The sequence below is a fragment of the Labrys sp. F242 genome (assembly GCF_057813875.1).
Genome location: NZ_JBVASG010000001.1, coordinates 1787598 through 1801464, shown reverse-complemented (window position 1 = coordinate 1801464; position 13867 = coordinate 1787598). Strand labels below are relative to the sequence as shown.

Here is a 13867-nt window from a genome sequence, read left to right as displayed (position 1 = left end):
GATTAGAGCACCCTGCCCGGCCGTTCGCCGGTCTGGCGCCCCTCGGCCACCACGGTTCCGCCATTCACCCAGACATGGGAGATGCCGGTCGGCAATTGGGTCGAGTTCTCGAAGGTCGCCCGATCGGTGATGGCGTCCTCGAACAGCACGAGGTCGGCGGCAAGCCCCGGGCGGACCAGGCCGCGATCCGAGAGCTGGAAGCGCTGCGCGGCCACCGAGGTCATGCGGCGCACGGCATCTTCCAGGCTGAACCAGTTCTTCTCTCGCCGGAGCGGCCCGGCAATGCGCGGGAAGGTGCCGAAGGCACGCGGATGCGGCTTGGAACCCGGCCGCGGCAGGCCGTCGGAGCCCGCCATATAAAGCCGGTTGCAGCAGGCCGCGTGCAGATCGTCTTCGTCGAGCTGGAATAGGATGATGCCGGTCTGGCCGTCGTCCTCCTCGATGAAGCGCAACATCAGGTCGAAAGGCTGGACGCCGAGCTGGGCTGCCGCCTTCTTCATGTCGAGACCTTCCAGATGCTTGAGTTCGGCGCTGCCGACGGCCGACAGACGGACATTGCCCCAGCCGATCAGTGACACCTTGCTCTGGCCATGGAAGGCCGGGCCGCCATGTTCGACCCAGTCTCGCAAGGTCGCAAGCTTTTCGGGATCGCGCAGACGGGCCTTGAGGCCGTCGAGCCCGCCATCCATGGCGGCGGGTGGCAGCAATTGCAGCAGCCAGGTGCTGCCGGCCGGATAGGGATACATGTCGAAGCTGATGTCGATGCCTTCGCAGCGCATGCCTTCGAGCAATTCGATCGCCGCCGGGATCTGGCCCCAGTTCGGCCGCCCGGCCGATTGCAGATGCGAGAGCAGGCCCGCCGAGCCGGAATGCCTGAGAATGCCGCCGAATTCCTGGATGGCATCCATCAGGCCGGCTTCGTAGGAGCGAACATGGGCCGCCAGCACCTTGCCGCGGCTGCGCACGGTGTTCCCCAGCGCGAAGAGTTCGTCCTCTTCGGCAAAAGCGCTCGGCGGATAGACGAGACCGAGCGAGAGGCCCGCAGCTCCCTGGTCGAGCTGGGTGGCGAGCAGCGCACACATGGCCTCGATCTCGGCCGCATTGGCCGGGCGACGGTCATGTCCCATCACGGCGAGACGCAGCGCCGCGTGGCCGACGAGCGACACCAGATTGAGCGCGATGCCCTCCCCGGTCAGCGCCTGGCGATAGCCGTCCAAATCCGCAAAGATCTCGCTGTCCAGGGTCTCGCCGAGCAGACCAGAGAAATGCAGCCGCAGATTCTCGCGCGAAGCCGGCACGGCCGGATAGAGCGAGAAGGAACAATTGCCGACCACGATGCTGGTGACGCCCTGCAATGCCTTTTCCGGTCGGTTCCGTTCCCGCAGGAAGATGAGATCGTCATGGCAATGGGCGTCGATGAAGCCCGGTGCCAGATAACGTTCCGCGGCATCGACGACGGTGGCATCCTTGTCGGCCTTGAGGTCCTGGCCGATGCGGGCGATGGTGCCGCCCGAAACCAGCACGTCCCCCCGATACCAGGGTGCTCCCGTGCCGTCGATGATGCGCGCGCCCCGGATAAGTGTATCGGCCATGACGCCTGATCCTTTCTGGCGCAAAGTCGCTTTCCAAGGAAACGCGTCTCTGCTCCGCAATGAAATTCACATGAGAGGAAAACAATTGGATTTGTCATAGCCGGGCTTGACCCGCCTATCCAGAAGCCACGTGAGAACCGGGCAAAGGAGCTGGATTGCCGGGTCGAGCCCGGCAATGACAAAGGTTGTTGCAGCTCGAATAAAGCTCAGCTGAACGGCATTGCTCCTTGCTTCGACCCATTGCCTCGACGTGTCTTTACGCCTCTTGGCGATTCCGCCAAATCGCAAAAATAGCTCAATCCTCGATCGGCTCGGCTACCTGAATGAGACAGTCCCCGGCCTGGCTGTCGCAATGCAGCCGATGCGAGATCACGATACCGCCCTCGGTGAAGCACAGGGCTTCCTCGGGCTGCTCCAGACGTTCAAGATCATGATACCAGCCGGCAAGGTCGCCGGCCGCAACCCGGGCACCGAGTTCGACGGCCGGTTCGAACCAGCCCCGGCGCGTGGCATAGATGCCCTGGCTGTGGCGCGCGAGCGAGAGCAGCTGCAGAGCAGGCTTCGCCGTGACATCGCCGCCCAGCAAGGGGCGGTCGACGATGCCGAGCGCCAGCATCAGATTGTCGATCGACCGTGCCGTAAAGGCCATACTGGCCGGCGTCACCGTTCCCCCGCCGCCGAACTCGCCACTGAGGCCGATGATACCCGCCCGCATTGCCGCGCCCATGGATGTCGGCGAGCGAGAACCATTATCGGCGATGAAGGCGTGGCCGGGCGCCATCGCCCTGAGCAGGGCCTTGGCGCGGGTGGAGCGCTCCTCGTCCGGCTGGCGCTCGATCAGGGCGCAGTGGAAATGCGCCATGGAAGTGCCGCCGGAATGAATGTCGAGCAGCACCTCGTGGCGCGGGAACAGCTCATGTTCAAGGAAATGGGCCAGCCGGGCGGTCGGCGTTCCCACAGGATCGCCGGGAAAGGCCCGGTTGAGATTACCACCGTCAAAAGGCGAGCAGCGCCTGGCTGCCATCACGGCCGGAAGATTGGCGGCTGGCAGGACGGTGACGCTGCCGCGGATCGCCGCCGGATCGAGGCGGCGCATCAAGCGTGCCAGCTGCAATTCGCCCTCATATTCATCGCCATGATTGCCGGCCATCAGCATGAGGCTCGGCCCCGGCCCGTTTCGCACCCGCAGGATCGGTATCCTGATCTGGTAATAGGGCGAGCGATCGACGGAATAGGGAATACTCAGATAACCGCTCTGGCGGCCATCGGCGTCGAAATCGAGGGTATGGACGAGGCCGCTATGCATGGCAGGCTGCTTTCGTGTTTCTACAAGGCCGCGATGGCCGTCATCTCGACGCGCAGATCCGGATCGGCGAGCCGGGCCTCGACGCAGGCGCGCGCCGGCGGATTGGCTGGGTCGATCCAGGCATCATAGACACCGTTCATGGCGTCGAAGTCCACGATGGCGGGCAGGAAGACATTAACGGCGAGAAGGCGCGAGCGGTCCGTGCCGGCTTCCTTGAGCAGAGCATCGATCTTGGAAAGCACGTCCAGAGTCTGGGCCTCGATACCGGCCTTGCGATCATCGGCGACCTGGCCGGCGACATGGATGAGCCCGCCATAACTGACTGCCTGGCTCATACGCGAACCCTTCTGGTAACGCATGATCATTGTCTAATACTCCATTGTAAAATATTGAAAATTTGAAACTTCCTAAGTTTCATCCGAAGGAGGTGGCGAAAGCGTCGATCACCGTGTTGTCGCCATCGAGCCCATAGACCAGGGCATGCCGGTCGAGGCAGGTGCAGGGGTGCGACAGGCCGAATTCGACGACATCGCCGATCCGAAGGTCGCAACCGCCGGTGACGAGGAAGGCGTGCTGGTCGTTGAGCCGGGCAATCGAGGCCGAAGCATCGAGTTCGCCGATGCGACGTCCCTCGCGATAGAGAGCGAGCGGGCGCGGCAGCCCCTGATCGATGGCGACATCGCGCAAGCCCATGCCGCAGATCGCCAGATCGGGTTCGGGGCGCGACAGCACCTCGGCCCAGATACGAAGAACCGGCTTGAAGCCTCTGGAAGCGCTGACAGTTTCGCCCGAGAGCTCGAAACCGGAACGAGCATCCAGAGCCGCGAGACCGCGCTCATAGACGCCATGGTCGTGAAAGAAGATCGCGCCACTGCGCAGGACCAGGGTCGTGGCGGCATCCAGGGCGCTAATCGGCCGAAGGCCCGCGATGACCCGGTCGAAGAACACCGAACCGCCAGCCGTCAGGATCAGCGGCCGTTCTGTTCCGATACGGTCCCGGACGAGGTGGTGCGTCTCGACCGCCAGGGCCATCAATTCGTCGATGCGGCGGATGCTCTCTTCCGGATCGGCGGTGGCGGCGGCGCCCTCATAGGCACCGATGCCGCTCAGGCTGATCCCGGTACCCTCGCCGGCCAGGATCGTGTCGAGAATGATCCGTGCGGCCTCGATCGTCCGGGCCCCGGCCCGCCCGGCTCCGACCTCCAGCAACAGCCCGAGGGGTGGCAGGTCGCTCCGTGCCTGCCAGGTCGACAGCAGGCTGGCAGCCAGTTCCGGCGAGTCGACGAAAACATGCACCTGCGCCTCCGGATGCCCGGCGAGCAGCGCCGCCAGACGCCCAGCGGCAGCCCGGCCGCCGATCTCATTGGCCAGGATCAGCCGATCGAACCCGGCCTTGAGCAGAACCGAGGCCTGCCGGATATCGGCGACGGTGGTGCCCCAGGCCCCGGCATCGATCAGCCCCTTGGCGAGAGCTGTCGACATCGGCGTCTTGGCATGTGGCGCGATGGCCACGCCATGCGCGCGGACATAGCGCATCATCAGGGCGACATTGCCGTCGAAGGCCGACCTGTCGAGCGACATCAACGGCAGCGACATGGTGCCGTCATAGGGTTTCCAGCCCTGCCGGCCGATTTCAGTGAGCGGCAGGGCGGCGTGGCCTGAGGGAAAACCGCGCACGCGGTCGTCGATGGCATGGAGGGAAAGATGAAGGTCGGACATGATCAGGTTCCGCAGGTGGCGGCTTTATCGAGACCGAGCCGATAGGCCCGGTTGGCGGTGGCAAAGAACAGATCCCGCTGCTCGCTCGCGCTGAGTTCGGCGGCCACGATGCGGAAGGCGTCATAGACTTCTGCGAAGCTCGCATGCAGCCCGGCAACCGGAAAATCGCTGGCGAACATCGCGCGCCGCGGCCCGAAACAGGCGATGCAATGCTCGATCACCGGCCTCAGGCTGTCGAGGCTCCAGTGATTGTCATAGGCGACGAGGTCGGAGATCTTGATGAGGAGGTTGTCGGCCCGCCCTAGCGCCTCTAGGCCCTGCCGCCACAGCGCCATGCCCTCCGGACTTCGGTCGGCCGGGCTGCCGCAATGGTTGAGCACGAACAGCGTGTCCGGGAAATCCGCGACGAGGCGGAGGGCTTGCGCCATCTGCCAGGGGAACAGCATGAGGTCGAAGACGAAGCCGAGCCGTGTCGCCGCCCGCAAGCCATTGCGCCATTGCGGATCGCCCATCAGGTCCCTCGAGCGCGCGAAGCTCTTGGCTGGCTCCGGGTGCCAGCTGACGATATCCCGGATGCCGACGACGAGAGGGTTTGCCGCTTCCGCCTCGAGCAGCGCCGCGGCATCGGGACGGTCGAGCGGCACGCGGGCGACGATGCGCCGCGCCACACCCGACGTCCTGTCGAGGCTTTCGAGCCAGCGGCTTTCCTCAAAAGGATGTTCGGAAGACCAGCCCGCTTCGACATGCACGGTGGCGACGATGTTCTGGCCAACGGCATCGGCAAGATAGTCGGCGACACCGTAATTGCGCCGGATCGGCGCCAGGCTGCCGAACACCATTTCCCTCTCCTCGCCCTCGGGCGGGCGCAACCAGGGGTGGCGTCCCAGCGAAAGGTCCCAGAGATGATGATGCGGGTCGATGACCGGCCCGCCATAGACAGCGGTCATCGGCGCGCCTCACGCCCCGAGATCAGCAGCAGGGTCAGGATGAGCGAGCCGAACATGATCGAGCGCCAGCCCGGCGAGGCGTTGACCACCGTGATCAGGGCCGTGGTGGTCACCAGCAAAATGGCCCCCGGAATAGTGCCGGCATAGCTGCCCTTGCCGCCGAGAATGGAGGTGCCGCCAAGCACCACCGCAGCGATCGACATCAGGAGATAGGGATCGCCGATGCCGACATAGCCCTGGCGGTTCATGCCGAGGATGAGCGTGCCGGCAAGGCCCGCAAAGAAGCCGGACAGGGCGTAGAGCAGCAGCGTATTGCGGGTGACGCTCACGCCCGACAGCCGTGCCGCCACTGGGTTGGCGCCCAGTGCCAGGAAGCGCACGCCCATCGGCATGCGATGCAGCAGGACGAGCACAGCAAGGGAGACAACGGCCCACAGGATGATGCCGGCGGGAACGCCGAGCGGCCGCGCCGAACCCAGCCAGATCACGGCCTTGTTGGTCACGGACACAGCGCTGCCGCCGGCGACGATCACCAGCAGGCCCTGCAAGAAGGTCGCCATCGCCAGGGTCATGATGATGGGTGGTACGCGCAGGAAGGCGGCGCCGGCCCCGTTCAGCAAGCCGATCGAGGTGGCGATCGCTAGGGCCCCGACGATGCCGATCAGCCCCGAGGCGTCCCAGCCCGGCGAAATCAGCGGAATCATGATCGCGGTGACGGTGATCACGGCTCCGACCGAAAGATCGATGCCGCCCATGATGATCACCAGCGTCTGCCCCGCTGCCACGATGCCGATCACGGCGGCCAATTCCAGGAGGTAGCGCAGATGACCATAGGCGCCGAAGCCGCGCAGACTGAGGCTGGCGACGAGCCAGACCAGCGCCACCAGGATCAAAGTGAGCAGCGCCGGGTTCCTGAAAAGCCCCCTGACGGCGGTGGACAGGCTGCTCATTTCTTCCTCCAGCGCGCGGAGAGTTCGGGAATGGCCACGGCCCCGACGATGATCAGGCCCTGGGCGACATATTGAGCGACCGGCGGGAAACCGAGGAAGAACATCACATTGATCATCACCGAGAGCAGCAGGCTGCCGCAGATCGCGCCGCGCATGGTGCCCTTGCCGCCAAGGAAGCCAACGCCGCCCAATACTGCCCCGGCGATCGAGTTCAGCGTGAAGGGGTTGCCAATGACGGGATCGCCCGATCCGGTCTGCGCCGCCACGAAGAGGCCGGCGAGGACGGCGAGCAGGCCGGAGATGGCAAAGGCGATCACCTTCACCTTTTCTACCGGCACGCCCGAGCGGTAGGCACCGACCGGATTGTCGCCGGCCGCATAGATGCCGAGCCCTGTCGGCGTGGCCAGGAACAGTTTCCAGGCAACCAGCACGGTCAGCAGCAGGATGAAGGCCGTCGGCCCGTCACCCGCCAGGAACTCGGAGAACCAGGGCGGCACGAAGCCGCCCGGCCGTGGCAGGATCAGCAAGGCGACGCCTGTGATGATGAAGGAACCGGCCAGCGTGACGATGATGGCCGGCAGGCGCAGATAGGCGACGATCACGCCGATCAGGCTGCCGATCGCCAGTCCGGCCAAGGCTACCAGCAGGATGCCGCCGACCGAGCCGGCCGGGCCGCCCATCGTCGTTGCGGCGATCACGGCGCCGAGACTCACCATCGGCCCGACCGCCAAGGTGATGCCGCCATTGAGCATCAGCAGGGCCTGCGCCATGGTGACCAAAGCGAGCGGAAACCAGTTCTGGGTGAATTTCGAAAAACCGCCGAGGCTCAGAATGCCGGGAAAGAGCCAGGCATAGAGCAGCAGGAAGCCGGCGACGACGAGATAGAGGCCGCCGAGGCCGCGATTGCGACGGCGCTGTACCGCCAGATAGAGGCTGGCCGAGGAGATAGTGCCGCTCATGCCGCGGCCTCCCGGCCGGAGATGCCCATGGCGGAGCCGACGATGGCTTCCTCGGAAATCGCATCCCTGTCGAGCGTGGACACGGCCCGGCCCTCGCTGAACACCACGACCCTGTCGCACAGATGCACGAGTTCGGGCGTATCCGAGCTCAGCAGGATCACCAGCTTGCCATCGGCGGCAAAGCCCTGGAGCATCAGATAGATCTCTCTCTTGGTTTCGATGTCGACGCCGCGCGTCGGGTCGTTGAGCAGCAGGACCGAGGGATCAAGCGGCAGCCATTTGGCCAGCGCCACCTTCTGCTGGTTGCCGCCGGACAAAGCCTGCACCGGCCGGGCCGTATCGCCCTTGATGGTGAGGCGCTTGGCAAGCTCAGCCACCATCGAACGCTCCCGCCCTGCGTCACGCAGCCAGCGCCGCGCCTGCAGGTCGAGGGAGGGCAGCAGAAGGTTGGAGGCAATGGAGTGGGGCAGGATCAGCCCCTCCTTCTTGCGGTCAGCCGGCACATAGGCGAGGCCGGCCGCATTGGCGGCGCCCACCGTGGAGAACAGGCCTGACTCGCCGCATAGCCTGGCGCTCTGCGCCGAGGCGGGAATGGCGCCGTAGAGCCCGAGCAGGAAATCCTCCTGCCCCTGCCCCACTAGGCCGCCGATGCCGACGATCTCGCCGGAGCGGGCGATGAAGTCGACGTCGCGCACCATGCCGGCAGAAAAGCCCTGGAGATGGATGCGTTCCTCGCCGATGGTCCGCGGCGTCCAGGCCGGAAACAAGTCGCCGGCATCGCGCCCCACCATCAGGCGTACCAACCCCTCGGCGTCGACGCCGGCGAGCGGCTGGTCGGCCGTGACAACGCCGTCCTTCAGCACCGTGACATGCGAGCACAGCGCCCGCACCTCGTTGAGGCGATGCGAAATATAGAGAATCGCCAGCCCCTCATCGCACAGCCTGCCGATCAATCCCGCCAGGACGCCGGCCTCGTGACCCGATAGCGAGGAGGTCGGCTCGTCGAGGATCAGCACGCGCGGACGGCGAAACAGCGCCTTGGCGATCTCCACCATCTGCCTTCGGCCGAGGGCGAGGTCGCCGACCAGCACATCAGGCGCTTCCGTCAGGCCGACCAGAGCGCAGACCTCCGCGACGCGGCGCTGGAGGTCGCGATAATCCACCAGGCCGAAACGGCGGGGATAGGCACCCAGGCCGATATTCTCGGCGATGGAAAGCTCGGGCGTGAGGCTGAGCTCCTGCTGGACCACGGCAATGCCGGCCTTGCGGGCGAGATCCGGGTTGAAACGCGTGACGGGCTTGCCGTCGAGCACGATCTCGCCACCATCCGGCGCCAAGGCGCCGGACAGCAGGTTGATCAGCGTCGACTTGCCGGCCCCGTTCTCGCCCAGCAGGGCATGCACCCGGCCCGGGCGCAACGCGATGCTGACGCCCTTCAGCACCGGGTTGCCGAAAAAACCCTTCAGGACCTGACGGGCTTCCAGCAAGGGTGGACGATCGGTCATGAGACAAACTCTCTATGCAAACCCTGACGCTTACTGCGCCAGCAGCTTGTCGAAGAGCGCCTTGTCATAGTCAGAGTAGATGTAGCCATCCGCCGGGAACTTGTCGGCACGTGCCAGATAGGAGTCGATATTGCTGTCGTCGATCACCGGCAGCGGCACCTTGACCTTGGTCGGGATGGTCTTGCCCTGTAATGCCTGGACCGCCGCATAGACGGAGAAGGCGCCGAGCCAATTGGGCTGCATGGTGCCCCAGCCCTTCAGCTTCTTTTCCTTCCACAGTTCCAGGAACTGACGGGCGTTCTCACCCGTGGTCGGCACCTGGTCGCGTCCCTGTCGGTCGAAGGCCAGCACCGAACCGGCCGACAGGGCGCCGCCGAGCGACAGCACGCCGTCGATCTGGGGATTGGCGAAAAGCAGACTGGTCATCGCTTCCTGGGCGGGAGCGACATTGTATTCGGTGTTGGTCTCGGTGATGATCTCCAGGCCCTTATTGGCGTCGAGCACCGGCTGGGCACCCTTGCGGCGATCATCGCTGACCGAGACGCCGGCCGGGCCGTTCATGATGATGATCTTGCCCTTGCCACCAAGCTGCTTGACCATCCACTCGGCGGCCTGCTTGCCCCATTCGAGCGAATCCGTGTTGATCTTGGCCGTGAGATTGTTGGTGTCGACCAGGCTGTCGAAATTCATCACGGCGATGCCTTTGGCGCAGGCGTCGGAGATGACGCGGTCGAGCGCCGTGGACGAGCCGGCCTCGACGATGATGGCATCGAGATTGGCGTCGATCATCGACTGGATCTGCTGGATCTGGGTCTGCGCGTTGCCCTGCGCGTCGGTGATCATCAGGTCCTTGACCAGCCCTTCCTTCTTGAGGCCGTCGACTTCGCTGACGATGGTGCCCTCCGTCTGCTTCATCCAGGTCGGCACGGAATAGATGTTGGCCCAGCCGATACGATAGGGCGCTTTGCGGTCGCCCTTCACGCAGTTCGAAGCGGCCTGAGCCGCGCCGGCCGTGGCCGCGAAGGCGAACACGGCGAGACCGACACCCGCCATCAAGGCGCGCCGATCGGTGAGCTTCCTCAGCAATGAAGTCTTGATCATGTCGTTCCCCTCTTGTGAGCCAGCGGGCCTTGTTTGCAGCCTTGGCTCTTGCATAATGTACAATATACTGTACATATGGTCACAATATCGGACATCGCGAACTATAGGCGATTTTTCGGGGCTGACAAGCGGGCGGCGAAATTTTTGAAGGCATCACCCACCCAAGCCGAAATATCATTGCGGAAAGGATCGGTTTGCGGCTTGCGTTGATGCGTGCCGTAACGTTCATCAGTGAAACAACAGCAGGGGGGCACCCCGCTCGAGCGGGTCAGGTAGGACAGGAATGGATTCAATCAGCGACGAAGGTGTTGCCAGGCGCACGCGTGGCCTCGACCGTGCCTTCGAGATCCTCGATTTCCTGCGCATGAAGCGCGAGCCGACCAAGCCAAACGAGATCGCCTCTCGTATCGGGGCTCCGCGCTCATCCGTCTATGAACTGGTCAATCTGCTGCTGCGCAATGGCATTCTCGAATATGCCGATGGCGAGGGGCGAGTCTATCTCGGCCGCAAGCTCTATTTCCTTGGCGCGGCTTATGAGGACCATTTCGACTTCATGCGCGAATGCGACAAGGTCCTTGCCCAGATTGCCGCGGAGACGCGCGAGACCGCCCAATTCTGCATGCTGGACGGCAACAAATATACTGTCGTGCGCATGAAGGAGGGTGTGAGGCCGTTTCGGATTTCCTCGGATGTCGGGCGTGCGGTGCCAATCCCCTGGACGGCCTCCGGGCGCCTCCTGCTCTCGCATCTGAGTGACGAGGAGATCCTGGCTTTCATTCCCGCCGGTGATTTCCGCCTGCCCAACGGCAATATGCTGGATCCCAGCCACTTCATCGCCGAAGTCCGCCAGGCCGCCGCAGCGGGCGAGTTCACCTTCAACAGCATCGTCGACAGCTTCACCCACTGTTTCGCCGTGCCGGTCTTCGACGGCCAGGATCGCTGCACCGCCACGCTCTGCCTGGTGACGCCACGCGAGGACGGCATCCGCAACCGCCAGCATTATCTCGACTGCCTGAAGATGGCGGCGCTTTCGCTTCATGGCAAGGCCGTCGGTCCGCGCGAGGCGGCATAGCTTCTTCCTACCTTCCACTCGTCAGGCTGAGATGGTTGAGCAGGTAGCGATGAAGCGTTTCTACAGCCGGCGAGCCCTGCTCAGTGGCCGAGCGGTAAAGCAGCAGGTCGACGCTCGGCAAGGATGGAAAGCCCGCCTGCATGGGCGGCTGGCGCAGCCCCGGCACCAGGGCGCTCTCGATCAACACGGTAACGGCGATACCCGACAGCACGGCCGTCTGCAGCCCGCTGATGCTGTCACTGACGCAGGCGATGCGCCAGCTCCGCCCGGCCCTGTCGAGCGCCTCGATGGCGTAGTCGCGATAGATATTGCCGGGTGGAAGCAGAGCCATCGGCACGGGATCTTCCAGATGGGCCGATGAGGTTGCTCCCGTCAGCCAGACCAGTTGCTCGCGCCCGACCACCTGGCCGCCGGTGAAGCCGTCCATCCGCGTCACCAAGGCGATGTCGACGCTGCCCTCGCGCACTCGCGCCACCAGCGGTCTCGACAGGGCGCAGCGCAGTTCGATGCGAATATGCGGATAGTCCCGACGAAAGGCGCTGAGGATCGGCGGCAAGAGGAAAGTGGCGTAGAGATCGGGCACACCGAAAACCACCTTCTCTTCGGCTGTCTTCGGAGTAAAGCGCGCCAGGCACTCGTCGTGGCTGCTCAGAATCTGACGGGCATGGGAAAGGAACACCGTGCCGGTCTCGCTCAGTTCCAGCGCCCGCCTGGTGTCATCGAACAGGGGACGTCCGATGATCTGTTCCAATTTTTGGATCTGCTGGGTCACGGCCGACTGCGTGCGTCCCATGCGGCGGGAAGCCTCGGTAAGGCTTCCCGTTTCGACCGTCAGGACGAAGGCGCGCAACGAACGAATATCGAGATAGGTCGACGACATGGCTTCCTCTGCCCGGCCAGGCAAGATGACTATGCCAGATGACCTCCGAGCAAGAGATAGCCGGGGAGAAGGCCGGTGACCACACTGTTGAACAAAGCCATCCAGCCTGTCGGGCGGCCAATCCGCATGCCCTTTACCAGCAAAAGGAAGAACATCGCATAGAGGGTGGCCCAAAGTAGCCAGCACAGCGCAAACCAATGGTCCCAGATAGTGGCCGCCGCCCGGAAGCTCTCGATGGTGATCGGCAGGAGAATGGCGACCACGGAAAGGCAATACCAGCCCAGTCCGCGTCCGTCATTCCCGTTGAGTTGGTTGAAGCCGACCCAGAGGAAGGTGATGCCGAACAGGAGAATCAGCGCGGCCGATTTGACCGCCCCGAGTGTGAGCGTACCTCCCATCACCAGGTCGAGGCTGACGAGGGCCAGCACGGCCCCTGAAAAGAAGTTCGGCAAGGCGACTTCCCTGTCCCCGATCCGGCCGAGCAGCCATAGACCATTCTGGAACAGCACCATGCCGACATAGAGCAGAACCAAGCCGACCAGCATGAAAGCCTCCCGCGCTCAACTGGCCAGCAGTTCTTTGAGCAGATTGTCGAGCGTCTTCACATCGGCGGGACTGGTGCCCGGCCCCCCGGCAAAGTGGCCCCAGATGCTGTCGATCTGACGCAATTCGGCGTTGGGCATGTGCTTGACCTCATGGATATTGTCTTCCGGCGGGAAATAGAGGTCCGTTGACGCCGGCACGACGAAGGCCTTGGCTTTAATGGCGCCCAGTGCCTTTTCGAAATCTCCGTGGAAAAGCTCGTTCTTGCTGATATCGCCATGCTGCCAGCACCACAGCATGGTCAGAAGGTTATTGGCATCGCGGGGCAGGAAGATGCCTTCCCAGAAGCCGACAAGGAAATCCTCCAGACTGGCATAGCCCATGACTTCGAGGTCGAGCTTTTCCCGATAAAAGGCCTGGCTGAAGCCCCAACCGGCATAGACCCGGGCCATGGCTCGCAGTCCCCGCGTGGGGGATGTGTCATACCAACCTTCCTGGAAGGCCGTGTCGGCGGTGAGCGCTGCCTTCACGCCTTCAAGGAAGACGAAATTATGCCGCGAGCAGCGTGCCGCGCCCTGGAAGGGCAGAATGCGCTGCACCATATCGGGATAGAGAGCCGCCCAGTGATAGGTCTGCCCCGCGCCCATGGACCAGCCCGTCACCAATGGTAGCGTTTCGATGCCGAACTTCTCCGTCACGAGCCTGTGCTGCAGGCGCACGTTGTCATAGGGCGTCACCTTGGGAAAGCGCGCCTTGTTCCACGGTTCGGGCGTGTTACTCGGTGAACTCGACAGGCCGTTGCCGAGCATGTTGGGCACGATGATGAAGTAGCGGTTGGGGTCGAGGGCCATCCCATCCCCAATCAGCCACTCGTTTTCATAGTGTTGGCCGGAATACCAGGTCGGGTAGACGATGGCATTGTCCCGCTTGGCATTGAGATTGCCATAGGTTTTGTAGGCCAACTTCGTCGCGCGCAACGTAGATCCAGACTGCAATACGACGTCACCAAGATCAAAAATGCTGTAATCTGCCATATCGCCTCCCGAATTTTCTCTTTCCGAGAACCAAATTCATCGATTTCGGATAGAACTAATTAAGGGCTGCATCATCTATGTTGGCAAATTAGAAGTACTTATCTCCTGTATTAGAATTGCATTCTCAACCCACTCGCGAAGCTGCTCGCCCTTTGGTCGCAGTTTGCTGCCCACCTCGCCTCGCCGTCGCCAGACGGTCCGACTGGACGAAATGTCCAGTCGCGGGCTCTGCCCCCACCTGCTACCCCATAGACTTCGT

Annotated in this window: 13 protein-coding genes; 1 reads left to right on the top strand and 12 read right to left on the bottom strand. The window is 63.6% G+C overall.

The window, feature by feature from the left end; translation table 11 throughout:
- Nucleotides 1-2 precede the first annotated feature (2 nt).
- The 9 genes from ACZYTC_RS08385 to ACZYTC_RS08345 all read right to left on the bottom strand — a co-directional run bounded on the left by ACZYTC_RS08385 (nt 3) and on the right by ACZYTC_RS08345 (nt 10079).
- On the bottom strand, nt 3-1592 hold the full coding sequence (locus ACZYTC_RS08385; RefSeq protein ID WP_488989310.1) for an N-acyl-D-amino-acid deacylase family protein: 1590 nt from the start codon (nt 1590-1592) through the stop codon (nt 3-5).
- Between the two features lie 295 nt (nt 1593-1887).
- The gene (locus ACZYTC_RS08380) at nt 1888-2898 is read right to left on the bottom strand and encodes a succinylglutamate desuccinylase/aspartoacylase family protein (protein WP_488989309.1); all 1011 of its coding nucleotides are present in this window, start codon (nt 2896-2898) and stop codon (nt 1888-1890) included.
- A 20-nt stretch (nt 2899-2918) separates the two neighbouring features.
- A complete protein-coding gene (locus ACZYTC_RS08375; RefSeq protein ID WP_488989308.1) occupies nt 2919-3263 on the bottom strand; it encodes a RidA family protein in 345 nt (114 codons plus the stop codon).
- A gap of 49 nt (nt 3264-3312) precedes the next feature.
- A complete protein-coding gene (locus ACZYTC_RS08370) occupies nt 3313-4617 on the bottom strand; it encodes an alanine racemase (protein ID WP_488989307.1) in 1305 nt (434 codons plus the stop codon).
- Nucleotides 4618-4619: 2 nt separating this feature from the next.
- On the bottom strand, nt 4620-5564 hold the full coding sequence (locus ACZYTC_RS08365) for an amidohydrolase family protein (protein ID WP_488989306.1): 945 nt from the start codon (nt 5562-5564) through the stop codon (nt 4620-4622).
- The gene (locus tag ACZYTC_RS08360) at nt 5561-6514 is read right to left on the bottom strand and encodes an ABC transporter permease (RefSeq protein WP_488989305.1); all 954 of its coding nucleotides are present in this window, start codon (nt 6512-6514) and stop codon (nt 5561-5563) included. Before ACZYTC_RS08360 ends, ACZYTC_RS08365 begins: the two co-directional genes overlap by 4 nt.
- On the bottom strand, nt 6511-7473 hold the full coding sequence (locus ACZYTC_RS08355) for an ABC transporter permease (RefSeq protein WP_488989304.1): 963 nt from the start codon (nt 7471-7473) through the stop codon (nt 6511-6513). The genes ACZYTC_RS08360 and ACZYTC_RS08355 overlap by 4 nt, the downstream gene beginning before the upstream one ends.
- The gene (locus ACZYTC_RS08350; RefSeq protein ID WP_488989303.1) at nt 7470-8978 is read right to left on the bottom strand and encodes a sugar ABC transporter ATP-binding protein; all 1509 of its coding nucleotides are present in this window, start codon (nt 8976-8978) and stop codon (nt 7470-7472) included. Before ACZYTC_RS08350 ends, ACZYTC_RS08355 begins: the two co-directional genes overlap by 4 nt.
- A gap of 30 nt (nt 8979-9008) precedes the next feature.
- Nucleotides 9009-10079 (bottom strand): ABC transporter substrate-binding protein, encoded by a 1071-nt coding sequence (locus ACZYTC_RS08345; protein WP_441771790.1) that lies wholly within the window; start codon nt 10077-10079, stop codon nt 9009-9011.
- A 283-nt stretch (nt 10080-10362) separates the two neighbouring features.
- Here ACZYTC_RS08345 and ACZYTC_RS08340 point away from each other — a divergent pair, with 283 nt between their 5' ends.
- The gene (locus tag ACZYTC_RS08340) at nt 10363-11151 is read left to right on the top strand and encodes an IclR family transcriptional regulator (protein ID WP_488989302.1); all 789 of its coding nucleotides are present in this window, start codon (nt 10363-10365) and stop codon (nt 11149-11151) included.
- A 7-nt stretch (nt 11152-11158) separates the two neighbouring features.
- Here ACZYTC_RS08340 and ACZYTC_RS08335 read toward each other — a convergent pair whose 3' ends face one another.
- Genes ACZYTC_RS08335 through ACZYTC_RS08325 form a run of 3 tightly spaced genes read right to left on the bottom strand, consistent with a single transcriptional unit; the run spans nt 11159 to nt 13608 of the window.
- A complete protein-coding gene (locus ACZYTC_RS08335; RefSeq protein WP_488989301.1) occupies nt 11159-12031 on the bottom strand; it encodes a LysR family transcriptional regulator in 873 nt (290 codons plus the stop codon).
- Between the two features lie 29 nt (nt 12032-12060).
- Nucleotides 12061-12576, bottom strand: coding sequence for an AmiS/UreI family transporter (locus ACZYTC_RS08330; protein ID WP_441771792.1), 516 nt, complete (start codon nt 12574-12576; stop codon nt 12061-12063).
- 15 nt (nt 12577-12591) lie between these two features.
- Complete coding sequence (locus ACZYTC_RS08325; protein WP_488989300.1) at nt 12592-13608, bottom strand: alpha/beta fold hydrolase; 1017 nt, start codon at nt 13606-13608, stop codon at nt 12592-12594.
- Between the last annotated feature and the right edge of the window lie 259 nt (nt 13609-13867).